We start from the raw sequence: 25853 nt of genomic DNA, 5'->3' as shown, positions 1-25853 counted from the left end.
GCTGTAGACTCTTTCTGAGATACAACGTGCGAAATTTTGCGTTGAAACAGTACAGATAAAATGTGGAACATCGCTATTCTCCGATCAATGTTGTGCTTATTGTTAAATATTTCCAATATGTTCACTTTTATCATGAAGCAAGGCGTAACACCTGTTATACAACTGTAAATATCCAAACTTCTCTTTTATACATCTAAGCTAGAAATATGCTATGTTCGACACGATAGTGATCATACATTGCAAAACAAACCCAATAACAAAACTCACAGCGAGTAAATTATGGAACAAACACTCAACCCACTTTTTGCATCGATGCTCGCCTTGCTTTCGCCCGTAGCCCATGCAGAATTAGCCGTGTTCGAGCCAAGCACACCAGCATTTTATGGCACAGCGGCTGAACGTAGTGCCAATAACCAACTGTATTATCTCGGTGAAGCCCGTTTTAATCACGGCGTGACCGTACCATTTTATGGCGTGACCGCAGAGAATCCTGCTGATGGTGATGGCGAGCGCCTGCTGAAAGACTTTAAAAAATGTGATCAAAACAGTTGCACATTCAACTTCACACTCACAGCAGAACACGCCAAGCAACTGAAATTACTTGCCTTTCCAAGCACAGGTTTAACTCTGGTTCCACGGCAATGGACGGATGTCGAAGCCGCTGTCGGCGCCAATGGCACAGGTTCGGCGCTCATCACCAGCAAAGATCAAAAACAATCAATCACACTCTACGACTCGTCTTTTTGTGTGGGTTGTGGCTTACGACCTGCGACGCTATTTTTCCCTGAATTACTGGAGCAGAGTCTTGAGAATGAATTCGGCGGTGAACATGATCCGAAAAAATTGATTCAATTGGTTCATCCAAGCAAAGACGTGGCATTTTTCAGCTATGACAACCCTAAACTTGGACTTAAAACTCACGGAGTTGCCAAATATACCGACAAAGAGGATACATTTAATTATCGGGTGAGCCACGTGACTTTAGGCAAATCGTTATCACCACTCACTACACCGATTTTAAACTTTTATCGTTTTTCGCATTAACATACGTTATTGATAGAGACGTTAAAACCACTGACTTTAATCATTTAACGATCAATTAATAACAGTTTTTTGATCATCATCGTCGTTTTAGTTTTTATATTGCTGTGCAAATTTTCGTCTTTCTCGCCACTCTAAATCTGCACAAATCAATATCGTTGGAAATACCACAATGAACAGGAATAAGCCCAAGGCGATCCATGCACCAGTGAGCAACGCCCAAAGAATCAGCAGTAATGACCACGCCAAAGCCACTAAAACACCGCACTTAAGATAATGGCTTCGGCGCATATTTTCCCGTGGATCGCCTAAGAATTGATAAAAAAGCTGCGAAGTCAAATACGCAGGAATTGTACCAATCAGATATCCCACCACCAAAGCAACACACATCAATGCCAACATTGGCAAAATAATTGAAGGCGTGATTAAACCAAGCAAAAACTGCATTGGATCGTTTAAGAAAAACAAAACATGAAAGCTAATTACAATCATAAATGTTGCAATCGCAGAACCGAACTTGGTGAAACTATCCCATGTTTTGGTCATATTTTTCCCTTACATCAAAAAAAGACCTCCGAAGAAGTCTTTCCTGTATAAGCGATTTTTAAAGCTAATGCAAAATACGATGATTTAGGACACCTTATCCCCTGCCTTTGCACCGTTATCTGGTGACACGATAAAGATGCCTTCACCATTGCCCGCAGCGAGCACCATGCCATTCGATACACCAAAACGCATCTTACGCGGCGCAAGATTGGCGACCATCACCACCAGTTTGCCTTTTAAGTCTTCAGGTGCGTATTGACTGCGAATGCCACTAAAGACATTGCGAGGCTCTGCTTCGCCGACATTCAAGGTCAGCTGTAGTAGCTTGTCCGAACCTTCGACGATATTTGCGTCAATAACTTCTGCAACACGTAGATCGACTTTGAGGAAATCATCAATTTTGATCTCTTGTGCTTCACCAACAACAGGCTCAGCTTTTTGAGCTTCTGTCTTTTCCGCAGCCTTGGCTTTTTTCTTATCTGCCTTCGCAGGTTCTGCCACAGCCAACGAGTCTTTAGAATCATCAACCATTGCCGTCACAGCCTTGGCGTCGACACGTTGCATCAACGGTTGGAACTGGGCAATTTCGTGATTGGTCAAAATCGTGGTGCGTGACGCAAAATCAAAACTGTCCAATTTTAAGAAATCTTGTACTTGCTGTGCCAAAGTCGGCAACACTGGCGCAAGATAGACTGCAAGTTGACGGAACAAGTTAATGCCGACAGAGCAAACTTCATGCACTTGCTGTTCTTCGCCGTCGATCTTCGCCAAAGCCCACGGCTTTTTCTCATCAATATATTGATTGGCACGGTCAGCAAGCGCCATGATCTCACGGATTGCCGCAGAAAATTCACGATCTTCATAACACTTGGCAATCGAGTCACCTGCATCAATAAAGCTCTGGACTAATTCAGGCTCGGCACAGTTTTCAGATAAGGTGTTGTCAAATTTAGTATTGATAAATTTGGCACAGCGACTAGCGATATTGACCACTTTACCGACCAAATCCGAGTTCACTTTTTGCACAAAATCATCCAAGTTTAAGTCAGAATCTTCAACTTTATCAGATAGTTTTGAGGCAAAGTAATAGCGCAAATATTCAGGATTTAAATGTTGTAAATAAGTTTCAGCTTTGATAAATGTGCCACGAGATTTTGACATCTTCTGACCATTGACCGTAAGGAAGCCATTCACAAACAAGCCTGTTGGTGTACGATAGCCTGCGCCATCGAGCATTGCAGGCCAAAACAGCGCATGGAAATAGACAATGTCTTTACCGATGAAATGATAGACTTCGTTTTTTGAATCTTTTTTCCAGTAATCGTCAAAATTCAGCTCAGGGCGTTTTGTCTTTACATAGTTCTCGAAGCTCGACATATAGCCGATCGGCGCATCCACCCACACGTAAAAATATTTGTTTGGCGCATCAGGAATCTCAAAACCAAAATACGGCGCATCACGAGAAATATCCCAATCATTCAAGCCATTTTCAAACCATTCATCCAGTTTATTGGCGATCGACAGCGGTAAACGCCCTTCGTCACGTGTCCATTTCTGCAAGTAATTTGCAAAGTTTGGTAGTTTAAAGAAGTAATGATCTGAAGATTTCTCAACTGGGGTAGCACCGCTTAAAGTCGAATGTGGATTGAGCAGTTCTGTAGCGTTATAGGTCGTTCCGCAGACTTCGCAAGCATCGCCGTATTGATCTTCGGACTTACATTTTGGGCAAGTGCCTTTGATAAAACGATCTGAGAGGAACATGCCTTTTTCAGGATCGAATAACTGGCTGACTGGACGCACGGCGATATTGCCTGCGTCACGATTTTTCAGATAAATCTCTTGTGAGCGAGCACGGTTGGTGTTGCTATGGGTCGAGTCGTAATGATCAAAGTGCACGCCAAAGCCGTCAAAGTCACGGATGTGTTCTCGCTGTACATTGGCGATTTGCGCTTCAGGTGTGATGCCGTTGGCTTCGGCACGGAGCATGATCGCTGTGCCATGTGCATCATCAGCGCAGACGTAAGTCACATCGTGTCCCATCGCACGCATCGCACGCACCCAAATATCCGCTTGGATATAACCTAGCAAATGTCCCATGTGAATCGGACCGTTGGCATAGGGTAAGGCATTGGTGACGAGGATTTTACGTGCTGACATAGACCACTCTGTTGGCAGAATTTTGGAGTCGTCCATTCTACTGAGCTATGGGGTGCAAAGCAATTGTTCGGGGGATTTAAGAATTATTTTTCACTTTGTAGCTATCCAACTTTGCCGCTAGTTCGTAAGATGTTAACTGAAATATCAATCATAATTTTTGAGTAATGAAATCATGGAATTTTTATCAAATCCAGATATTGAGCTTTTTAAAAAACAATCTCTATTTTTTGCTAAAGATAGACCTTGGGATAAGATCGTTACAAAAATAGGTATTTATATTAGCTCTACTGAGTTTGAACAATATATTTCATATGAAAATATTATAGATGAAACTGGAGAGCTCTATGCAGATGATGAAAATCCTTTTGAATCAACTTGTCATGCACTACATGACAGATCTAAAGAAATTCAAAAAGAAATATATACTAAAACTGGAGAAGCTATCTGGGGACTAACTTTTACGCTTTTCAAAGATGAATCTTTTCAGCTTGAATATGATTATCAACAACCTGATTGGTATGAAGGGAATGTCCTGCGTGACTTTGAGGAAGCAATGAAAAAAGAGAACTCTTTAGAGGCTCCTGATTCCAGTCAAGATTTTGAACAACATCGTGAAATTGTCGATATAGAATCTGTCTATCAATCTTGCCGTGAAGAACTCATTTTAAAAACAGCGCTAGCATCACAGGCATGGGGCATGGATCAAATTGATCAATGGGACATTGATCTTGTGATGGGTTTGATTAGCTTTACCATTGGTGAACGCATCGAAGTTTTTGAAATTAATGTCGTGGGAACATATCATGTTGTAGAGCAAACATTTATGTGGGCTTGGGATCATCCATCCATTCCAGAAGATCTACAAGAAGTCGCTTCAATGGTTAAAGACTACGGTGAAGAACATGACATCGTTGAACTTCAAGAGCACATTGTGTCTTGTTCAGAAGATGATGCTTGGAATTTCACTGCGCTTGCAACACATCTCGCAGAAGCAGATGGCGCTTATCGTGCCGAGTCCAATGGAACACTGACTTTTGTCGTTTTTAGAAATGATGACGAGTAAATTATGGTCATTTAAACCACAAAAAAACAGCCCGCTCAGACTGTTCTTGTACATCATTTCTTTAAACCATCAACTTAACGCTGATCTAACGGCACCCAGTCGATCACCCATGCAGACTTCATCCCAAGACTACTATCTGATGCGATCTTTTTACGTGTGGTATCGGCAGCTTCACGGCTTTTTGATGGACCGACCATGATACGCACGCCTTTGCTGGTTTTACTTTGCGTGACCTTATAGCCTTTGGCTTGCAGTTTGGCGGTGACATCATCCGCATTGGCTTGGTTGGCAGCCAATGCCACTTGTACCATCCAATTTTTATCACCTTCGAGGAGCTGGCGAGCTTTCTCAGCATCTTTTTTCTTTTTGTCTTCTTCGGCTTTGCGCTTGGCGTCAGCTTCCTTTTTCGCTTTGGCGTCTGCTTCTTGCTTGGCTTTTTTCTCAGCCTCAGCTTTACGTTTGGCATCGGCTTCTTTTTTAGCTTTTTCCTCAGCGTCCTTTTTCGCTTTTGCCTTAGCATCCGCTTCAGCTTGACGTTTGTCCGCTTCGGCTTTTTTCACTTTTTCCGCATCATCTGCTTTGCGTTTGGCTTCGGCATCGTTTTTCAGCTTTTCAGCATCTTTGGCTTTTTGTGCGGCGATTTTTGCCTTTTCATCCGCCGCTTTTTTGGCAGCCGCCAGTTTGGCTTGTTCGCTTTCGATTAATTCAGGTGGAATATTGTCCGAGCTTTGCATTTGCCCTTGGCGTCTCGCAAGAAGTGCTGCATGTTCTTCGGCAGCTTTACGTGCTGCATCGGCTTCGGCTTGCTGTTGCATGGCGAGATATTGCGCAGCCAGTTGCTCTTGTTCGGCAACGGCTTTTTCACGGGCTTTACGCTGTTCTTCGAGTAGACGGCGTTCGGTTTCCACATCGACAGCCATCGGTTGCAGGTCGATTTCGCCAGACGTTCCATTATCGGTCTGCGTTGGTGCAGGTTGTTCCACCTGTTGCTGAGCAAGTGGCGGGCGAGTATCTTCTTGGTGCTGACCTTTTAATAAAATTGCTGCCAATAACACGCCACCACCAAGCAGCACAACGCCACCAAATAGACGTTGCTTATTATTCATTGTCATTCACCAAACACTCCCAAACGGCTTCTAAGGTGTGAAAAGAGCCAAATACCAAGATCAATTGTTGCGATGTGGATTGTGCCAGCGCATTTAAAAAGCTCTCCCGCACAGTGTCCGACACCACCACGCTTTGATCAAACTGCGCCAAATCACTTTGCAATCGTGACAGCGGTGCCGCACGTGGCACATCTAGTGGCGCAATATACCACCGATGCACAAGATTTGTTAATAATTTGATCACGCCGATGATGTCTTTGTCATCGAGCATAGAAAATACCGCATTTACTTGGGTGATTTCTGGATGTAATTGTAAATATCGTGTTAATTGTTGTGTTAAAAATTCTGCCCCATGAGGATTGTGCGCTACATCCAAAATGAGTTGTTGCCCTTGGAATGTGCGCTGTTCAAAGCGCCCTGCAAGTCGTGCCTGCGCTAAACCTTGTTCGATTGCATCAAGGGGAATATTTAAACCCGATTGCAATACCGCCATGATGGCAGACGCTTGATTGATCTGCGCCAAATGTCCATGTGGCAAGCGCATCGTTGTCGCAGAAGTTGCCAAAATCCAACTGTCCACATTATCACTTTGATCTTCATGAATGAAATAATCTTGATTGTATTGAATCAGCTTGGCATCGCAATCTGTAACTTTATCGGCAACCGCTTGCGGTAAATCTTGGCTACTTGCAAAAATGACTGGAATATTCGGGCGAATAATTCCTGCTTTTTCAAAAGCGATTTTTTCAATCGTATCACCGAGCCAATCGACATGATCCAAGCCGATATTGGTGATCACCGCCACATCAGTATCAATAATATTCACCACATCGAGCCGACCACCTAGCCCAACTTCAAGCACCCAGACATCACAGACTTGTTGCTTAAAGATATAAAATGCCGCAAGCGTGGTCGCTTCAAAGAAAGATAAGGTGAGGTTACATTGTTGACGTGCATTTTCCACAGCGACAAACGCATAAATCAGCAAAGCATCATCAACAGGCTGGCTATTGATGCGGACACGTTCGTTGAACTGGAAAATATGTGGCGATTGATATAAGCCGACGTTGTAACCACTGGCTTTGAGAATACTGGCAATGGTGGTGGTGGTTGAACCCTTGCCGTTTGTGCCTGCCACCGTGATCACTTTGACATGGTCTTGAAGATTTGGCTTGAGCACGCCTAGCGCCTGCGCCACGGGAAGCACACGCTCTAAGCCCAGATCAATGGCGGTGACATGAACCGAAGTCCAGTAGTCAAGCCATGTCTGTAATGAATCGTGTGCTGTTGGAATATTTAAGGTTTGATCAGAATTGGGCTGGCTCAAGGAAGATTCATCAGTTTACTTACGATACGGTAGATTGTATCTCGTAATGCATGACGATGCACAATTTGATCGACGGCACCATGCTCAAGTAAGTATTCTGCACGTTGGAATGGTTCTTCCAAACGCTCACCGACAGTTTGTTCGATCACACGTTTTCCTGCAAAGCCGATCATGGCTTTCGGCTCAGACAGATGCACATCACCGAGCATTGCCAAGGATGCCGTCACACCACCGTAGACAGGATTGGTCATCACTACGATGTATGGAATGCTGGCATTATGCAAACGCTCAATCGCAGCGGAAGTGCGTGCCATTTGCATCAAGGACAACATGCCCTCTTGCATCCGAGCACCACCAGATGCCGCAAAGCAGATCATTGGTTGCTTATGTTTCAGCGCATATTCAGCAGCTTGAACAAATCGGTCGCCAACGACCGTACCCATCGAGCCACCCATGAAGTCAAACTCGAATGCCACAGCCACCATTGGCAAATCATCCAACATGCCTTGCATACTGAGTAGTGCTTCGGTTTCACCTGTTTTCTTCTGCGCTTCTTCCATACGCTTCGGATAAGGCTTGCTATCGACAAATTTGAGCGGATCTTTGGCAGAGAATTCTTGTCCAAGCTCTTGATTGACTTGATCAAAGAACCAGTTCAAACGATCTCGTGCACTCATGCGCAGATGTTCATCGCATTGCGGACAGACATAGGCATTAAATGACATCGCTGTGACGGTGACCAAGGCATGACATTCTGGACATTCAATGGTCGGCTCAGTAAATGTTGGTTTGGTTTTGTTTTCTTCTGGGACAAATACGCTTGGCACTTCACGTTCAAACCAAGAACTATTTTTAAGCAAATTGCTTTTTTCGTCTTGGTTTTGTGTTGCGTTTGGGTCTTGCTTCACTTCACTCATTTCAACTCATCCACATGACTGTTTCAGTCAACTTGTGCCTGACACGAGTGCCCGACAATCTCGCTTCGAAATGCAGCCGATCCATGCCATTGCACGTGCAATTTACAACTGATCGAGCGCTGCTCTTAATTCTTTGACCTTTTCTACCGCTTTGGCACTCGCCTCGCTGGTCGAAAGTTCGGCAAAGGGTTTGACAAATGCACTACCGACAATCACCGCATCAGCCACTTGTCCCATTGCCTGCGCTGATGTGGCATCGCTAATGCCAAAGCCAACACCTACAGGTAAATCGGTTGCTTGCTTAATCTTAGCAATGCGCTCGGCTGCTGCTTGGGTATCCAATGTCGCCGCACCCGTCACCCCTTTTAACGACACGTAATAGATAAATCCACGTGCCTGCTTGACCACATGTGCAATGCGCTCATCAGTCGAGGTCGGCGCCAACAAAAACACTTGATCCATGTCATGCTTTGCCAAGATCGCATCAAATTCTTCAGCTTCTTCTGGCGGTAAATCCACCAAAATCAAGCCATCCACACCTGCTTGACTGGCGATCTGAACGAACTGTTCATAACCAATCACTTCCACAGGATTGAGATAACCCATCAACACCACTGGCGTATCTTGGTCTTTTTGGCGAAAGGTTTTCACCATCTCAATCGCATCTAAGGTATTGGTGCCACCCGCCAGCGCACGCTCCGCCGCCAAGGCAATCACTGGACCATCTGCCATCGGATCTGAAAAGGGCAAACCCACTTCCAAAATATCCACACCCGCAGCCACCATGTCATGCAATAACGGCACTGTCACGGCTGGTGTAGGATCACCTGCCATCACATAACTCACCAATGCTTTTTTCTGTTCTGCTTTTAAATGTGCAAACCGCTGTGCCAAACGTGACATGAGATTGTATTTCCTACCATTACATCGTGTGCTGTCATCATAAAGAAAAATCTGCAAAATGTGCAGTTTTTAGCGGATGTTTTTCCACAGCGTTCAGGTCAATCATCAAGCAACCATGCCAGACTGAATTACAAACCTTCAGCAGAATCGAATTATTTTTTATTTTATGGAGCTTATGAGATCGGCTCAATGATACTTTGTTCCAAAATTTACAGTGCTTTTCTTCAAATCCACATGACAAATCTGCGTAAAAGTCACCTTTTATCTGATCTTTTATATCGATTTTGCTTTTTGTTATTTGTAGATGGCATTTATTTTTTTATACTAGACGGCTATTTCCTGAAAATGATCAACAATGAGCGCCACTGAAACCGCTAAAATTCGCCCGAGTGCGTTGGCATTACTGCCACTTTTATTATTCCTCGCTTTATTTTTAGGCAGTGGGATTTATCACACCTATCTTGGTACAGACTTTGCCTTCTACCAACTCAAAGCGCCTGTGGCAGTATTGCCCGCTTTGATCTTGGCGGTGTTTTTGGCGCGTAAGCCGATCAACCAAGCCATTGATGATTTCTTGGAAGGTGCCAGCCACCCCAATCTGATCTTAATGTTGATGGTGTTTATGTTGGCTGGGGCATTTGCCAATGTCAGTAGTGTGATCGGCAGTGTCGATGCGACGGTACAGTTTGGTTTATCGCTGATTCCTGTGCAGTTTGTTTTGCCGATGTTGTTTATCATCTCGGCATTTATTGCTACGGCGATGGGCACTTCGATGGGCACCATCGCTGCCTGTGCACCGATCGCCTTTGGTTTTACCCAAGCAACTGACTTGGCTGTACCACTGACCATCGGCGCAGTGATCGGCGGGGCGATGTTCGGGGACAATTTATCAATGATCTCAGACACCACCATTGCTGCCACACGCAGTCAAAATGTTACACTTCGAGATAAATTCAAAAGTAATATTTGGATTGCCCTTCCTGCCAGTATCTTGGCGATCGTGGTCTATACCGTGATTGGCTTTTCACACCACAATGCCATCGAAGTGAAAGACTTTAACGCATGGTTGATCATCCCATATTTGGTGGTATTTTTCTTGGCATTTACCCGCTTGCACGTGCTTGCCGTGTTGATGGTCGGCATCGTGGTCTCGGGTATTTTTGGTACGATGTTCACGCCTGAATATAGCTTGGTGAAATTTAGCAACTCGATCTATGACGGCTTTGTGAACCTGTTTGAAGTGACCTTGCTATCGGTATTCTTAGGTGGCTTGTCTGCCATGCTACAAAAGCAAGGTGGCTTGGACTGGCTATTGCAACGCATCTACGCCTTTTCTGGAAAATTGCATTTGGCTCGTCAGCGTGCAGGAGAAATCAGTATTGCTTTCTTGGTCGTGTTCTCCAACTTATTCGTGGCAAACAATACCATTGCGATTTTGCTTTCGGGTGATGTCGCACGTGAAGTGGCGCATGAGTATGGCGTTGATCCGAGACGCAGTGCCAGCCTACTGGATATTTTCTCTTGTGTAGTACAAGGGGTAATTCCTTACGGTGCGCAAATCTTACTGGCGAGCTCAATTGCTAGCGTGTCGCCACTGGCTCTGATCGGTAATGTCTACTATTGCTGGCTACTTGCTGTATTTGCCATCATTGCGATTTTCACGGGGTTAGGAAAGCCGAAAAATACAGCTCAAGCTACGGTCTAAATTTCATTATTACTGATTGATAAATCCCCCCTTGCGAAACAATGTTTCTCATCTTTGAAAAAGAGGGGAACACCATTGAATTCAACACTGTATTGAATGTCGAAATACGCCCTCCTTTGAAAAAGGAGGGTTGCGGAGGATTAAAAATGCTTAACTGACTGACATTATACTGAATAGGTGATTTTCTTTTGGAATGGCGCTCAGTTAACGGCGAATTATCATATTGGTCGCTGTAGCATGCGCATAAATCTTACCCGCTTCATCTTTTAAATAGGCTTCAGAAATAATCAAATTACGTCCCACATTAATCACTTTACCCTCTGCGATCAGCTTGGTGTCATAAGGCACTGGACGACACATTTTAATATTCAAATCGGTGGTGCCATAGCCCTCGCCTGCACCGATGACGGTATGTGATGCACAACCCGTCGCCGAATCAAGCACTGTCGCCGCAAAGCCACCATGCACCCCACCCAGTGGATTGGTGTGGCGTTTATCCGCTTTGGCAGTAAACACGGCACGCCCATGCTCCACTTCGATCAACTGCATTGGGATCGTTTCCGAAATACTCGCTGGCGGGAATGTGCCCTGCATATACGCCTGCATCAATTCGAGTCCCGTCATATTTTCTATATTCATGCTTTATTCCGTGATAGTGATGAGAATGTCTCAGGTATAGCACAGAACAATGCCACGGCATAATACTCAATGTGACCAGTAGGTTTTCTTTTGATAGTTACTTGATCATCAATCGACGAATAGGCTTGCTCTGGTCTATTTTTCCTTTAAAAACTGCTTGGGGCTCAGCCCTGACCAGCGCTTAAACGCTCGACCAAAGGCACTTTGATCGGAGTAGCCGAGTTGCTGGGCAATGTCGCTCAGTGCAATGCCAGTAATTAATGCCGATTTTGCACGTTCAAAACGATACCCATCCAGCAAGGTCTGAAAATGCAAATCATGCTGTGCAAGCTGGCGTTGCAAAGTACGCTCGGAACAATACATTTTCGATGCCACAAAATCCTGAATCGACTGATGATCTTGCGTTAAGCCCTGCTCAATCAAGCTCAGCACTTTGTGACGAAACTGCTTGGCATTTAAGTTTTGGCTATTTTGCTCGATCGATTGCTGTGCCTGTATAGACAACATCTGGTTCATCGCACGATCTGAGCTGGTACTTTTAATTTTTAAGGTACTTTTCAGAAAAGTAATCGCATAACAATTGGCGACGATGTCGATGTTGCTCTGGAAAAACTGAGCATAATGTTGCAGTGAAAATTGCGGTGAAAATCCCAACACGATTTTGGTGGGTGGATGTAGCTCATCCGCCTGCACAATCAACTGAATATAGCGAAATAAAATCGCCAAATTTAACTCATAAAACATCTGCCACGCTTGAAAACCGCCATGCCATTGAATCGAAAAACAGGTTTGATCTTCGATCACGGTCATGTCTTCAATATTGGTCATCTTATACAGCAGTGGATAATATTTCTGAAACAGTTGAAATGCCTGCTCCAGATCAATGCTGGTCGACGCCAAATAGCCCATCAATCCCACATCAGGCAAGGCGACCTGCTCCGCCATCAACAAGCCAATCGGACGCTCAACATGCATCTGCATCGCTTGCATAATCAGCACATATTGCTCGACATCAAGCTCATACTGCTGTTCATCTTGCAAACTTTGTTGAAAGGCATACACCACATCGTCTGCAAGGGACAGCTTGTCCCAAGTCAACGCATAATGATGCATGACCCGTTGCATCAGACGCAGATAACCGACAATCAATTTTACCGTCATCACTTGACACTCAAGATTGTACAATGTCGTTATTTGTATAAAATTTGGCTAGATCTGTCAAAACTTTTTTGAACATCATCATTCATAATGAGCACATCAAGACCATAAGGAAAACAACAATGAATGCCCTTGTTCAGCATACCCCGCTTGATGTCGTGGTGCGTAGCAATCTCGATTTTAAGCTCGATGACATTCCACGCTTTTGGTTTGGTGACGATCCTTTTCGTACCCGTATTTTTGATGCACTGAGCCTAACCTTCCCTGAGGGTGAGCGTTACTTCATTGAATCTGTTCGACTATTCCGAGACAAGATTGAAGATCCTGAGCTACAACAAAAGGTCAAAGACTTTATCCGTCAAGAGGCACAGCACGGCATCGCCCATGACAAAATGAATGCGCTGATGAAAGCGCAAGGCATGCCACTTGATGCTTTCACCGCACGGCTCAAGAAAATATTTCGCTTTGAGCTGACCAAGCGCTCTCCGCAATACAATATCGCCATGACCGCAGCCGCCGAACATCTTACTGCACTCATGGCGGAAACCTTTTATCACAATAAAAACGTACTTGCTGAAGCGCATCCTTATGCCCGTGCGCTATTTGCTTGGCATGCCATTGAAGAAATGGAACATCGTGATGTGGCATTCGATGTGATGAAACAAGTTGGTGAAGTGCCTGAAGCGACACGTAAATTTGCGCTAGCTTTTACCACGGTGCTGATGTTTGGCTTCACCATGTACCGTGCCAATGTCATGCTGGATCACGATGGCTTTAGTCGTCGTGAACGATTTAACATGTTCCGCAAAGGCTTACCGTGGTTTTTCGGAAAACAGGGCATCATGACACGGATGAAAAGCGAATATTTAGATTGGTTTAACAAAGACTTCCATCCAAGCCAACATCCTGTGATTCATCAATATGATGTATGGCTAAAAGTCTATGAAGAAACTGGCGATCCGATCAAAGCTGGACATGCGTTTTGGCAAGCAGGCTATTGATCCATATTTGAACTTTAAATTGCTTATTTATAGCATGGCTTTTCTTAGAGTATAGCGCTTGATCATCAAGCGCTTTTTTTATGGTCATTTTCTCAGATTAATGAATTAAGCAAATTACCATTTGGCATAGTGCTGCTCTAACACTGCATTGACATGATGAAAGGTCACCGACTGATCGGCAGTTTTAAGTCGCCCATCAATAGTGGCAATCCACTGGCTAAATTGACTCGCTGCAACGATCAGATTGGTATTTTCATAACGTCGCCACGCTGTCGTGACACGCAAATCAATCGCACCATCTAAGCTGTAGATTTTCCAAAGATTGTCGCCTTGTTGCTGAAAAATCGCATCATTTAAAGGATAAATTTTGCCATCCACCCATAGGCAGTTTTCATTACCACAGCTTTCATTGACGCCACTGGCGAGGTTGATGCCAATTTTTTGACCATTAATCAGCGCCTGACTCGAGAGCCAAAACCATTCCGTTTCAGGACGTAAAAAACCACAACTATCATCAAGGCTCGCCAAACTTTTATCATCAAAATAAATCTGCGAACCCTCTGCATCATAGAAGTGCCCAGATACCTTGAGTGCCATCGATTTATGGGTAAATGTCCAACCTCGAATCCCTGTCGGACTACACATGTATAACGGTTCTGTCTGCACTCTTTTGATATTTGCCTGACACAATGTTGCGCCTTTTCGAGTGACTTGAATCTGCCGTTGATCGCCCTGTTCTTTCAGCTCAATCTGTAGATCGTGATGCTTAAAAAAGCTCACATTTTTCATACGATCAAGGGTTTGCAGTTTCGTTTTCCGTGCGAAGGGCTGTAAACCATGTAGGTCAATAAAACGATCATTGTTTCGATCATAGCAATAATAAAAGCCATGCCCTGCCCACGCCAAATCGACAATCGCCAAACCAATGGTGTAATGCTGATGTTGAATCCCCACAAAGCTAAACTTTTTAAAGCGCAATTTGCGACGCCATGCTTGATTTAAAAAAGGATTGTCATAATCTTGGATATTAAACGACGTCGGTGCTTGCTCGAAGCGTCCGAAATGTGGCTGTCCATTGTCTTGGATAAGTTGCATAAAACATCCTGTTGTCGCAAATTAATCAAGGGTGCTGATCGTCTAAACTTTCAATCATTGTTGTATTAATCATCGCCAAATCCGTGGCAATGCTTTCTTTAAGGTTTGGCAATCATGATGACTTGCATCATGATTGCCTGTTCAACACCGACATGATCAATTACAGATCGACCATTGGAATACCATCAATCTTGGCAACCGTCATCAAGTCTTTATCTCCACGACCTGATACCGTGGCAATGATGATTTGATCTTTGGACATGGTTGGCGCCAGTTTGGTCACATATGCCATGGCATGCGCACTTTCCAGCGCAGGGATAATGCCCTCGATCTTGGTCAAATCACGGAAGCCTTGCAATGCTTCGGTATCATTGATCGGCACATAATTCACACGGTTCATATCTTTTAAGAAGCTGTGCTCAGGGCCTACACCTGGATAGTCCAAGCCTGCCGAGATCGAATGCGTTTCGATAATCTGACCTTGTGCATCGGACATCAGATAGGTACGGTTGCCATGTAACACGCCAACATGACCTGCATTGAGTGGTGCAGAATGTTTGCCTGTTTCCACGCCATGACCCGCTGCTTCGACGCCATAGATCGACACATCGGTATCATTGAGGAATGGATAAAATAGACCCATCGCATTCGAGCCACCGCCAACACAGGCTACCAACGCATTAGGTAAGCGACCCGCTTGCGCCAAGATTTGCTGTTTTGCTTCACGCCCAATGATTGCTTGAAAATCACGCACTAGCTGTGGATATGGGTGTGGGCCTGCCACTGTACCAATCACATAATAAGTCGAATCAACATTGGTGACCCAGTCACGCATCGCTTCATTCATGGCATCTTTGAGGGTTTTTGAGCCACTTTCTACAGGGACAACGGTTGCTCCAAGCAAACGCATACGATAGACATTCATCGCTTGGCGTTTCACATCTTCTGATCCCATAAACACCACGCATTCCAGTCCAAGACGTGCAGCAATGGTTGCGGTTGCTACGCCATGTTGTCCTGCACCAGTTTCAGCGATGATGCGTTTTTTCCCCGACAATTTCGCCAATAAGGCTTGTCCAATGGTGTTGTTGACCTTATGCGAACCTGTGTGATTTAAGTCTTCACGCTTTAGATAAATCTGCGCACCGCCCAATTCTTTAGACCAACGCTCGGCATAGTACAGCGGGCTTGGACGACCAACATAATGCGCCAAATCACGGTCAAATTCGGCACGGAACTGCTCGTCATCTTTCATGCGCAAATACAATTTTTCCAAATCTTCTAATGCCGCCATCAGTGTTTCAGACACAAATCGCCCACCATGAATACCAAAATGCCCTTTTTGATCTGGAAACTGGGTGAAATCGATCTGGCTATTTTGCTTCACATTGTGTTGATCCACGTTGGACTCCTTGCATAAATTGTAAAATGCGTTGTTGATCTTTGATGCCTTTGGCTGATTCTACACCACCGCTGACATCTACGGCATAAGGTTTGGTCATTTTTATTGCATCGGCAACATTCTCAGGGCTCAATCCGCCCGCCAAAATCACAGGAATGTCGAGCTTTGGAAATTTTGTCCAGTCAAATGCCTGTCCTGTACCACCTTTGAGCTCTGGATGCCATGCGTCGAGCAAGACTGCACTGGCACCGACCTGATGATATTTTTCAATCTCTGCCACCACATCGAGATCAGCTTTGACTTGGATGGCTTTGTACCAGCGCCGTCCAACCCTATTGGCGATCCGCTGACATTCCGTAGGCGATTCATCACCATGAAATTGAATAACATCTAGCGCAACACTTTGTAGCACGGTTTGCACTTCTTCAAGCGTGGCATTCACAAACAATCCCACGATTTGTACATAAGCAGGGACATATTGCGCTAGACTTTGCGCTTGGCTCGCCGTCACTGCACGAGGGCTCGGTGGATAGAATACAAAACCCACGGCATCTACGCCTGCATCAACTGCGCTGTGTACATCTTCGACTCTTGTCAGTCCGCAAATCTTGGCTCGGACACGTTGTTTGATACGCATTGCTGACCTGTAATCTTGAATAATTTGAAAGTGATGGCTTGATTTTTGACGGTCTATTGTAATGCAAAATCCGCAAAGAGTTTTTCTGAATATGAATTCTCTTGGTAAATTTGTTGAGAAAGCAGGCTTGAACTTTTATAATGTTACCAATTTGTAACAAGTTGCGATGTTTTCTTTAACTCAGTTAAAGGCATTTGTTCTAGGGAAATTGGTGAAAGCCCAATACTGCCCCCGCAACGGTAACGATGAAACTGCTATTTTTCAGTTGAGCTCAACAGTGAGCGACTGACACCACTGCAATCCAGCCGAAACGCCAATATTGTGGGAAGGTGTATAGCAATCAAGGTGATGAAGCATTGCCATTTTGATATATCGAAGTCCGGAAACCTGCTTGTTACCGCCTATAACCCATCATTCACGTGGGGTGAATGTCTGGAGCTTGATATGTTTAAAAACTTCCCTGTTGCGCCGCTTGCCGGTGCAATCGCCATTGCCTGTGCCAGTACTGCGACTTTTGCAGACCAAACCGATAGTCAAGATGTGCTTGTGCTTGATCCAATCGTGGTGACTGCTTCTAAAATTGCGACTAAAGCAAGCGATGTACCTGCACGTATTACCGTGATTTCTCAAGATGAAATTCAAAAAAATCCTGCACTGAATTTAAATGATCTTGTGAAACAAGAAGCAGCGTTAAACGCAGTACAATCTGGCGGTCTTGGACAAACAACATCTATTTTCACCCGCGGAACCAACTCGAATCACACCTTAGTACTAAAAGACGGCGCAGCTTTAACTGAAGGCATTAATGGTAAAAATAATACCGAATTGCTTGATTTGTCTGATGTCAGCCAAATTGAAATCTTAAAAGGACCCGCTTCAGTACAGTATGGTTCGGATGCGATTGGTGGTGTGATCCAACTGTTAACAGATACGCCAGACCGAAACAGTGCCTTCCTCACGGGTTTATATGGTGAAAACAATACTTACAAAGCCATTCTTGGTGCTGACTTATTTCAAAATGGCTTTTATGCGCAAATCCGTGGACAACGCCTAGAAAGTGATGGTTCGCAGGTTTTAAATACGCAAGATGAGAACGAAAAAGCAGCCTATGACCAAAAAGGACATAGTGCAAAAGTTGGTTATACGCAAGACAACTTCAACACCAGTGTGTCGATTAGCGAAAATCAGGGTGTGAATCAATATTGGGACTCTACAGCAGGCACAAATACTGCAAAGCGTGACTTTAAAAATCAATTGGTCAACTGGCTTGGTCAGTATCAAATCAATGATGCATTAAAAATTAACGCACGTTATTCAAATTATCAGGATCAAGCGACCTATATCGAAACCTACTCTTATGCCTATGATAGTGAACGCAACGAAGGTGATATCAATCTAAATTGGACATTTAGCCCAACACAAAATGTCTTATTGGGCGTATCAACGCAAGATACTGATGTGACTTATGACTATCTCGATGGTGAACAAAGTCTTGGTTCAACGGGCTATTATCTTCAACATCAATACAATGGCGAACGTGTCCACACCCAAGCTGGGATTCGACTCGAAGATGACGATCAATTTGGTCAGCATACAGTTGGTCAAGTCGCTGGACGCTTTCAAATTGCCCCTTTAACCAGCATCTATGCCAATATCGGCACTGCTTTTAAAGCACCGACAGCATATCAACTCTATGCTGCTTATTATGGTAATCAAGATCTTGACCCAGAAGAAAGTGTGTCTTATGAAATCGGTTTAGACCAACAATTCAACTATGGCTTAAGTGTGTTTGCGTCGGTTTACTATACCGAAGTTGAAAACCTAATTGGAACCAATGATGCTTGGCAATACGTCAATATCGATGATGCCAATATGACAGGCGGCGAACTTGGTCTAAAGTGGAAAAATGATCAACTTTTTGCATCTGCTGAATATGCCTATGTCAAAACAGAAGATGAGTCAACAGGATTGGAATTGATTCGTCGCCCTCGTCAAACTCTCACTCTCACGGCGGGTTATGATGACGGTACTTATGGTGTAAACACATCACTTGTCGCACATTCAGATGCCAAAGCCCAAGCCACTGAAAACTCGATCAAAGTGCCAGGTTATGCCACCGTTGACCTGAATGCATTTTGGAATGTGAACCCAAATCTAAAACTATTTACCAATATCCAAAACATTGGTGATGTGAAATACAAAGCTGTCTATTCAAGCACCGATACTTGGTATATTGATGGCGGACGTCAAGCCAATGTGGGTGTAACTGTGCGTTACTAAGCATTCGCTGGCTTTGCTCGATTTAGGCACATAATAATCACTATAGCCTAAACAGGAGATCACTGACATGGATAATGATACTCCAGCATTATCCATTTTTTTATTTCTCCTTTCTTTATGCCGTCCATTATCATCTATTGCAAAAGATACTATCGAGGAAAACAACCATGGGACACAGACTCAGTAAAATCTATACCCGCACTGGTGACGCAGGCACCACAGGACTTGGTGATGGCTCACGCACTGCCAAAGATGATCTACGCATTCAGACTTTAGGCGACATTGACGAATTAAATGCAGTCGTCGGCGTACTGCGTGCACAGATTCAAAATAGTACATTCGATGATACAGATACGATCCAAGATTGGGACAAAAAGCTGAGCTTAATTCAGCATTGGTTATTTGATCTGGGTGGTGAAGTCTGTATTCCCAACTATCAATTGCTACAGCAGAAATGCATTGAATTTTTGGAAAATGACATTGATCAGATGAATGAGAACTTGCCAATGCTCAAAGATTTTATCCTGCCGAGTGGCACATTGGCATGTAGCTATGCCCATCAAGCCCGTGCAGTATGTCGCCGTGCCGAGCGTCAACTGATTAGCTTGTCTCAACGTGATCAGAATATTCAGCCCACTGCGCTACAATTACTCAATCGTTTATCCGATTGGTTTTTTGTTGCATCACGCACTTTACAGCACCAGTCAGGTGGTGCGGAGGTACTGTGGCAAAAAAATATCAACGATCTAATCTAACCTGAGTTCAACATATGATGAGTAAAAAACATCTGACTCGTAGAAACGTCAGTCACATTGTTCGAGGTCAGGACAACTTTGGTAAAATTACGTTTTTCAAGGTATTGAAATCAATTTTGGTATTTGACCGAGTTTGTGGCTGACAAATGGTTTTGCCTACTTTTCCCGAAAGAAAAGTAGGTCGAACCGAAGGTTGATCTTCCCATATGACTAAAAACGGTACGACTCCGAATTATTTTTATATTTTTCATTAAGATAAAAGCAATATCATGTAAATCTAGTTTTTTTACACTATGATTCGATCTTGCAAATGTTAAGATCAACTGCATATTGTCGGCGATTAAAAACTTGAGGTGCTATGCAAATCATCGGTCATCGTGGCGCACGTGGTGAAGCCCCAGAAAATACCTTGGGTGGTTTTCAATATTTACGAGATTTAGGTGTGCGTGCTGTGGAGTTTGATGTGCGCCTATCCAAGCAACAGGAATTGGTGATTATCCATGATGATCACTTTCTCAGAACGACTGGGGTCGATTTAACCCTTGCCAATGCCTCAAATGCGGATATTCAATCATTAAACCTTGCCCATACGATGCCTGATTGGCATCAGCCTGAAGCCTTACCATTACTCTCTCAAGTGATGCAAATTTGTCATGACTTTGATCATATCGAAGTCGAAGCCAAAGCAGTCGATACCCAAGATCAAGCCGATGAATTGGTTGAATATTTAGAAACGGCTTTGGCAAATGATGCACATCACGTGACGATTACCAGCTTTGATGTAAAAATCCTGACGGCATTACAACAACGCCAATCAGAATTTCAGCGTGGCTTTTTGGTGGAGTTTCCCTTTGGTGCACATGCAATTGAAACTGCGGTGAATTTTGGCTGTGATCGCATCGGTTGGAAAGATATCCTTGCCACGCAAGAATTGATTGATCTCAGTCATCAAGCAGGGCTCAAAACCAGTGTCTGGACGGTTAATGATGTGGAGCGTGCCAAAACCTTGCGTGATTTTGGCATTGATGGCTTGATCACTGATCTGCCAAAGTCGATGTTAGAACAACTTTGAGCTTGCTAAAAAGTGTTTGGTTCAGATTTAGCGCTGTTCTGCTTGGATCAGCAGTTGACGATTGGCATCATAAAATTTGATGGTCGATTTGCCTTGTAGCTCAAAACTCGATACACGTTTCAGCGCATCCATCAAATCCGCTTCTTGCGCTAAGGCATTGTTACAGGTTTGATGTCCTGCATTGCCATCTAAGGTCAAGGTCTTGGCGCTGACATTGATGTTGTATTGCCCATAAATACTGTTACACCCTGTGCTTCCCGTGATGCGCTGACTTGCCGATTGCAAGGTCAAGCTCGGCATTTGATTAAAGAACAAGGCTTTTTTGTATTTGACTTGGGTGATCGTCCACGGAATATCTTGTACGCCATCTTTACTCTTGATTACGGGTGCGCTACGTCGAGTCACTTCGATCTTGGTATATCCTGTTTTTACATTGCTTTGCTGAGATGACGTCGTTGGTGGACTGGACTGACATGCCAACAATGTGGAGGAAAGGATCGTTATGGCAAGAAATACACACGTTGAATGAGATAATTTAATGAATACCACAGACATCTTTCGCTCCCCTTTTTCGCTATATCAACCCATGAAACTGCACAGTCACGATCTGCAAACCAGTTCACAATTCTAAAAAACACAATGAAATACAGCATATACCGAAATCATGTAGATTTCATGTAGATTTTTTGACAGAAAAGCCGAGAATTAATTCGTGTACAGTTGTATTGCTATGTTAAGATGAGCCTTGCTCAAAGCAGATGATCTGTGCGTTTTGTGATCAATTTGGAGTTTAACTCGCGCTTTGAGATACGCTTACTTGTTTGGTTGAAATGGAGAAACCAAATTTATGTCATCTGATGTACAAAGCAAAGCACCGATTAATTGGCCTGGTGCAATTGTATTACTCGGCACGCCGATCGCTGCACTGATTTTGATTCCATGGTATGCCTACAGCCATGATTTTTCGATTGCGGCTTGGGTGAGTTTTGTGTTGCTCTTAGCCATGAGTAGTCTCGGCATTACCGCAGGCTATCATCGTCTTTGGGCGCATCGTACCTATGAAGCGTCATTGCCTGTGCGCATTGCATTGATGATCGCAGGGACGTTTGCGATTCAAAACAGCATTTTGTACTGGGCATCAGGACATCGTGTCCATCATCGTCATGTTGATGATGTTGAACTTGATCCATATTCAGCCAAGAAAGGCTTCTGGTATTCGCATATCGGCTGGATGCTGCGTGATTATCCAAGTAGCCAAACCGATTATAAAAACGTCCCCGACTTACTGAACGACAAGTTGGTGATGTTCCAGCACAACTACTATATTCCGCTCGTACTGGCGACCAACCTAGGTATTCCTGCTTTGGTGGGCTGGGCTGTCGGTGACTTCTGGGGTGTGATGTTGCTTGGCGGACTATTGCGTTTGATCGCAAGCCATCACGTGACTTTCTTCATTAACTCACTGTGCCATATGTGGGGCAAACGTCCATATACCGATGAAAATACCGCCCGTGATAACTTCTGGTTGGCGATTTTCACGTGGGGCGAAGGCTATCACAACTACCACCACATCTTCCAATACGACTATCGTAACGGGGTGAAATGGTGGCAATACGACCCAACAAAATGGTTGATTTGGTCACTTTCGACAGTCGGACTGACCAAGAATCTGCGTCGTATTCCGAGCTTTAATATCAAGCGTGCTGAACTCTCGATGAAGTTTAAATATGCAGAGAAAAACTTGGCAATCTTCGGACATGATGTCAATGAAGATATTGCACAAATGAAACTCAAAATTGCTGATGAATACGAGACCTTTACCCACACGCTGAATGAATGGGCAAAACTCAAAGAGCAAGAGTTGCACGCCAAAAAAGCAGCGGTAGCGGAGCGCATTCATCAAATGGATGTCAAACTCAAGCACGAATTCCACGCTGTTGAAAAGAACTTGATTGAGCAAAGTGAACGTGTTGAGCAAATGCTTCGTTCGCTGCGCAAAGAGGCGAAACGCATCTAAGCTGTGACGTCATCCATAAATTTTAAAAAATTGCTTTCTTCGGAAGGCTTTTTTTATGCACTGCTTTTATATGCTGCTTTTATGTACTGCAGACTGTGAAATGACATGATGTAAAACTTTCAAACCACTCACCCGCTGAAAAATTGTTATAGTGATTCTGTTCATTCAAGGAAATCTCCATGCATTTTGACAATCGTTATGCCACGCTCAGCCCAAAACTATTTCATAAACAAGCGGTAAAAAGTTTACCGACACCGATGGCAGGGCATTTTAATACCGAGTTGGCGAAGCAATTGCAGTGGAGCGATGCGGAACAAGCCGATTGGATCAATATCATTAATGGCAGCAATTTACCTCAAGAAGCCGATCCGCTGGCAATGGTCTATGCAGGACATCAATTTGGACAATGGGCAGGACAGCTTGGCGATGGTCGTGGACTGTTGATCGGACAAGTCTTCGATCAACAGCAAAAATTAACGGATTTACATCTCAAAGGTATTGGGCTTACGCCCTACTCTCGTATGGGTGATGGTCGAGCTGTACTGCGTTCGGTGATTCGAGAATATCTTGCAGGTCATGCGCTACATCATCTGCATGTGCCAAGTAGCAATGCTGTTGGGTTTATTTATTCCCATGAATTACAAATTCGTCGTGAGCGACTTGAGCCTTCGGCGATTTTGCTACGCACAGCAGATAGTCATATCCGTCTTGGGCATTTTGAATGGATTAATCAATATCAACCTGATTTATTGCAAGAATTTGCGCAACACTGCTTGGAAAATTATTACCCAGATTGCTTAAACGCTGAATCGCCTATACTCGCTATGGCAAAACAAGTGATTGATCGCAATGCTTATATGATCGCAGGCTGGCAGTTGGTCGGCTTTGCGCATGGGGTGATGAATACCGATAATCTCAATATTACAGGCTCCACTTTAGATTTTGGACCCTATGGTTTTATGGAGCGATTCCGTCCAAATTGGATTAACAATCACTCCGACAATCAAGGGCGTTATACCTATCAAAATCAACCGAGTATCGCCCATTGGAATCTTTGGGTATGGCTAAACAATCTGATTCCGCTTGCAAACACAAAACTTGCAAACGCACACGATAAGGAGCAATTCAAAGCAGATTTGGCAACTTGTCTTGAAGATTTTGAACCTGCATTTTTGACTTATTACCGTTCAGGTTTGGCGAAGAAAATGGGCTTACCGCAAGATGACGAACGCTGTTTTGATTGTGGCATGGCATTTTTACGGATATTACAGGCTGAGCAGTTGGACTACACCAGCAGTTTCCGCCGTCTAACGGATCACGCCTACACCGCACTTCGAGATGACTGTATTGATACCCGTGCCTTCGATGACTTTCTGAGCATGTATCACGAGATTCGCAAAGACGCCGATCAAGATAGTTTAGACATCGACATGCAACAACATAATCCGATTTATATTTTGCGCAATCATATGGCGCAACGTGCGATTGAACTGGCGGAAAAAGATGATTTGTCTGAAGTTGAGCGTTTATTTACTTTGCTGAGCAAGCCTTTTGAAAAGCAAGCTGAGATTGAACGAGCTGAAGACCTTGCGCCATTACCAAGTGATCAACCTGAAGTAATGGTGAGCTGTTCATCATAAGCATTCAGCAATTGATGATTGAAATCATCCACATAATTTGAGCATAAAGGATACGCCCAATGAAAACCCCAGTTCCAGATTATCTTGCTAGTGTCTTGGCTCGTTGTGATGCGAATGATGGCGGTGCATTAGCCGACTATATTCCCGAACTTGCACACGCCGACCCGAATAAATTGGCACTGGCGCTATCGACCATTGATGGAGAGATTTATTCTGCAGGTGATGACCAATATGAATTCAGCATTCAGTCGATGTCCAAGCCTTTTGCTTATGCACTGGCACTACAACATCATGGCATTGAGAAGGTGTTGGAAAAAGTTGGCGTAGAACCATCGGGTGAAGCCTTTAATCAAATTTCGCTCGACTCACATTCCAATACGCCGAAAAACCCCATGATCAATTCAGGTGCAATCACTACGCACTCCCTAATTCCTGCGGAAACGGGTGAGTTACGTGCTGAGAAATTGCGTGCGTTTTTGAGTGAAATGGCAGGTCGTGAGTTAAGTTTTGATGAGGAAGTTTACCAATCTGAACTGAAAACCGCTTATCGTAATCTTTCCATCGGATATATGCTTCGCACCGTCGGTGTACTGGAAAGTGATCCTGTAGATATTGTCGAAGGCTATATTCGCCAATGTGCGATTAAGGTCACCGTTAAGGATTTAGCACGCATTGCATCGGTATTTGCCAATGGCGGGATTGATCCGCATACAGGAAAATGCATGCTCGATCGCATGGTCGTGCGCCAAGTATTAAGCGTCATGATCAGCTGTGGCATGTATGATGCGGCTGGTGATTGGCTGACGACGGTCGGAATTCCTGCAAAAAGTGGCGTTGCAGGTGGCATTTTAGGCGTATTGCCTGGGCAAGTTGGCGTTGCGGTGTTTTCGCCAAAGTTGGATGAACATGGTAACAGTGTGCGTGGTATCGAGATCATGGAACGGCTTTCACAAGACATGGGCTTGCACTTGATGGAAGGCACACCATCTGCGCAAACCATCGTACAGGGCATTTATTATCTGGATGAGCAAAAGCAAATTCGAGTCTATGAACTTCGTGGTGTGTTGCAATTCACTGAAACTGAGATGCTACTGCGCACCATTCAACAAGAGCCCGATGCCCCCCACAGCATTGTGTTGGATTTAAGCCATATTACTTTGATTCATGATGTTGGGCGACGCATGTTACTTGAAGGCATTGATCGCTTGATTGATGATGCGCATGAGGTACTGGTCGTTGATCCTGATGGATTATTCAAGGCGGAAACCACAGATCTTGGACATGAGGTCAAGCACTACGCAAATATCCAAGCCATTCCTCATTAAACTCAGCACCTTCAAACCCAATAGTTAAACCAGAGACTCAAATTAGACATTCACGCATCAATCTGCA

At 44.2% G+C, this 25853-nt stretch carries 22 protein-coding genes and 1 riboswitch; of the genes, 10 read left to right on the top strand and 12 right to left on the bottom strand.

Features of this window, described 5'->3' with window-relative positions; translation table 11 throughout:
• Positions 1-279 precede the first annotated feature (279 nt).
• A complete protein-coding gene (locus BLQ60_RS05180) occupies positions 280-1044 on the top strand; it encodes a DUF4850 domain-containing protein (RefSeq protein WP_092616958.1) in 765 nt (254 codons plus the stop codon).
• Positions 1045-1131: 87 nt separating this feature from the next.
• On the opposite strand, the gene BLQ60_RS05175 is transcribed toward BLQ60_RS05180, so the two are convergent.
• Positions 1132-1587, bottom strand: a complete 456-nt coding sequence (locus tag BLQ60_RS05175) for a hypothetical protein (RefSeq protein WP_092616955.1) — start codon at positions 1585-1587, stop codon at positions 1132-1134.
• An 84-nt stretch (positions 1588-1671) separates the two neighbouring features.
• A complete protein-coding gene (metG, locus tag BLQ60_RS05170; RefSeq protein WP_092616952.1) occupies positions 1672-3744 on the bottom strand; it encodes a methionine--tRNA ligase in 2073 nt (690 codons plus the stop codon).
• 172 nt (positions 3745-3916) lie between these two features.
• Here metG and BLQ60_RS05165 point away from each other — a divergent pair, with 172 nt between their 5' ends.
• Positions 3917-4807 (top strand): DUF6882 domain-containing protein, encoded by an 891-nt coding sequence (locus tag BLQ60_RS05165; protein WP_092616949.1) that lies wholly within the window; start codon positions 3917-3919, stop codon positions 4805-4807.
• Positions 4808-4881: 74 nt separating this feature from the next.
• On the opposite strand, the gene BLQ60_RS05160 is transcribed toward BLQ60_RS05165, so the two are convergent.
• The 4 genes from BLQ60_RS05160 to trpA form a co-directional block, all read right to left on the bottom strand.
• Complete coding sequence (locus tag BLQ60_RS05160) at positions 4882-5919, bottom strand: SPOR domain-containing protein (protein ID WP_092616946.1); 1038 nt, start codon at positions 5917-5919, stop codon at positions 4882-4884.
• Entirely contained in the window at positions 5906-7240 is a 1335-nt protein-coding gene (gene folC / locus BLQ60_RS05155; protein ID WP_092616944.1) for a bifunctional tetrahydrofolate synthase/dihydrofolate synthase, read from the bottom strand. The genes BLQ60_RS05160 and folC overlap by 14 nt, the downstream gene beginning before the upstream one ends.
• The gene (gene accD / locus BLQ60_RS05150) at positions 7237-8157 is read right to left on the bottom strand and encodes an acetyl-CoA carboxylase, carboxyltransferase subunit beta (protein ID WP_092616941.1); all 921 of its coding nucleotides are present in this window, start codon (positions 8155-8157) and stop codon (positions 7237-7239) included. The genes folC and accD overlap by 4 nt, the downstream gene beginning before the upstream one ends.
• Before the next feature lie 102 nt (positions 8158-8259).
• Positions 8260-9060, bottom strand: coding sequence for a tryptophan synthase subunit alpha (gene trpA, locus BLQ60_RS05145; protein WP_092616938.1), 801 nt, complete (start codon positions 9058-9060; stop codon positions 8260-8262).
• A 355-nt stretch (positions 9061-9415) separates the two neighbouring features.
• Between trpA and BLQ60_RS05140 the strand changes: the two genes are divergently transcribed.
• Complete coding sequence (locus BLQ60_RS05140) at positions 9416-10765, top strand: Na+/H+ antiporter NhaC family protein (protein ID WP_092616936.1); 1350 nt, start codon at positions 9416-9418, stop codon at positions 10763-10765.
• Between the two features lie 204 nt (positions 10766-10969).
• Here BLQ60_RS05140 and BLQ60_RS05135 read toward each other — a convergent pair whose 3' ends face one another.
• Together BLQ60_RS05135 and BLQ60_RS05130 are read right to left on the bottom strand one after the other, a co-directional pair.
• On the bottom strand, positions 10970-11404 hold the full coding sequence (locus tag BLQ60_RS05135; RefSeq protein WP_092616933.1) for a PaaI family thioesterase: 435 nt from the start codon (positions 11402-11404) through the stop codon (positions 10970-10972).
• Between the two features lie 135 nt (positions 11405-11539).
• Complete coding sequence (locus tag BLQ60_RS05130; RefSeq protein ID WP_092616930.1) at positions 11540-12565, bottom strand: AraC family transcriptional regulator; 1026 nt, start codon at positions 12563-12565, stop codon at positions 11540-11542.
• A gap of 119 nt (positions 12566-12684) precedes the next feature.
• Between BLQ60_RS05130 and BLQ60_RS05125 the strand changes: the two genes are divergently transcribed.
• Positions 12685-13563, top strand: coding sequence for a metal-dependent hydrolase (locus BLQ60_RS05125; protein WP_092616928.1), 879 nt, complete (start codon positions 12685-12687; stop codon positions 13561-13563).
• Between the two features lie 114 nt (positions 13564-13677).
• On the opposite strand, the gene BLQ60_RS05120 is transcribed toward BLQ60_RS05125, so the two are convergent.
• From BLQ60_RS05120 to BLQ60_RS05110, 3 genes are all read right to left on the bottom strand, one after another.
• Positions 13678-14658, bottom strand: coding sequence for a DUF2804 domain-containing protein (locus BLQ60_RS05120; protein ID WP_092616925.1), 981 nt, complete (start codon positions 14656-14658; stop codon positions 13678-13680).
• 160 nt (positions 14659-14818) lie between these two features.
• Positions 14819-16060, bottom strand: a complete 1242-nt coding sequence (gene trpB / locus BLQ60_RS05115; RefSeq protein ID WP_092616922.1) for a tryptophan synthase subunit beta — start codon at positions 16058-16060, stop codon at positions 14819-14821.
• Positions 16032-16697 carry a phosphoribosylanthranilate isomerase gene (locus BLQ60_RS05110; protein ID WP_092616919.1) on the bottom strand — a complete coding sequence of 222 codons (666 nt, stop codon included), beginning with the start codon at positions 16695-16697 and terminating at the stop codon, positions 16032-16034. Before BLQ60_RS05110 ends, trpB begins: the two co-directional genes overlap by 29 nt.
• A 141-nt stretch (positions 16698-16838) precedes the next feature.
• A riboswitch (cobalamin riboswitch) is annotated at positions 16839-17106 on the top strand.
• A 35-nt stretch (positions 17107-17141) separates the two neighbouring features.
• On the opposite strand from BLQ60_RS05110, the gene BLQ60_RS05105 reads away from it, so the two are divergent.
• From BLQ60_RS05105 to BLQ60_RS05095, 3 genes are all read left to right on the top strand, one after another.
• Positions 17142-18977, top strand: coding sequence for a TonB-dependent receptor plug domain-containing protein (locus BLQ60_RS05105; RefSeq protein WP_092616916.1), 1836 nt, complete (start codon positions 17142-17144; stop codon positions 18975-18977).
• A 167-nt stretch (positions 18978-19144) separates the two neighbouring features.
• Positions 19145-19732: a cob(I)yrinic acid a,c-diamide adenosyltransferase gene (locus BLQ60_RS05100; RefSeq protein ID WP_092616913.1), complete on the top strand. Its 588-nt coding sequence runs from the start codon at positions 19145-19147 to the stop codon at positions 19730-19732.
• Positions 19733-20090: 358 nt separating this feature from the next.
• The gene (locus tag BLQ60_RS05095; RefSeq protein ID WP_092616910.1) at positions 20091-20804 is read left to right on the top strand and encodes a glycerophosphodiester phosphodiesterase; all 714 of its coding nucleotides are present in this window, start codon (positions 20091-20093) and stop codon (positions 20802-20804) included.
• 27 nt (positions 20805-20831) lie between these two features.
• Here BLQ60_RS05095 and BLQ60_RS05090 read toward each other — a convergent pair whose 3' ends face one another.
• Positions 20832-21359, bottom strand: coding sequence for an META domain-containing protein (locus tag BLQ60_RS05090; RefSeq protein ID WP_092616907.1), 528 nt, complete (start codon positions 21357-21359; stop codon positions 20832-20834).
• A gap of 292 nt (positions 21360-21651) precedes the next feature.
• Here BLQ60_RS05090 and BLQ60_RS05085 point away from each other — a divergent pair, with 292 nt between their 5' ends.
• The 3 genes from BLQ60_RS05085 to BLQ60_RS05075 all read left to right on the top strand — a co-directional run bounded on the left by BLQ60_RS05085 (position 21652) and on the right by BLQ60_RS05075 (position 25786).
• Positions 21652-22821, top strand: coding sequence for an acyl-CoA desaturase (locus tag BLQ60_RS05085; RefSeq protein ID WP_092616904.1), 1170 nt, complete (start codon positions 21652-21654; stop codon positions 22819-22821).
• 179 nt (positions 22822-23000) lie between these two features.
• Positions 23001-24461 carry a protein adenylyltransferase SelO gene (locus BLQ60_RS05080; protein WP_092616901.1) on the top strand — a complete coding sequence of 487 codons (1461 nt, stop codon included), beginning with the start codon at positions 23001-23003 and terminating at the stop codon, positions 24459-24461.
• Positions 24462-24520: 59 nt separating this feature from the next.
• The gene (locus tag BLQ60_RS05075) at positions 24521-25786 is read left to right on the top strand and encodes a glutaminase (protein ID WP_092616898.1); all 1266 of its coding nucleotides are present in this window, start codon (positions 24521-24523) and stop codon (positions 25784-25786) included.
• Positions 25787-25853: the final 67 nt, after the last annotated feature.

The sequence above is a fragment of the Acinetobacter marinus genome (assembly GCF_900096915.1).
GTDB classification, from domain to species: domain Bacteria; phylum Pseudomonadota; class Gammaproteobacteria; order Pseudomonadales; family Moraxellaceae; genus Acinetobacter; species Acinetobacter marinus.
Note: the sequence above shows the minus strand (reverse complement) of the source record. Positions and strands in the feature narration are given on the sequence as shown.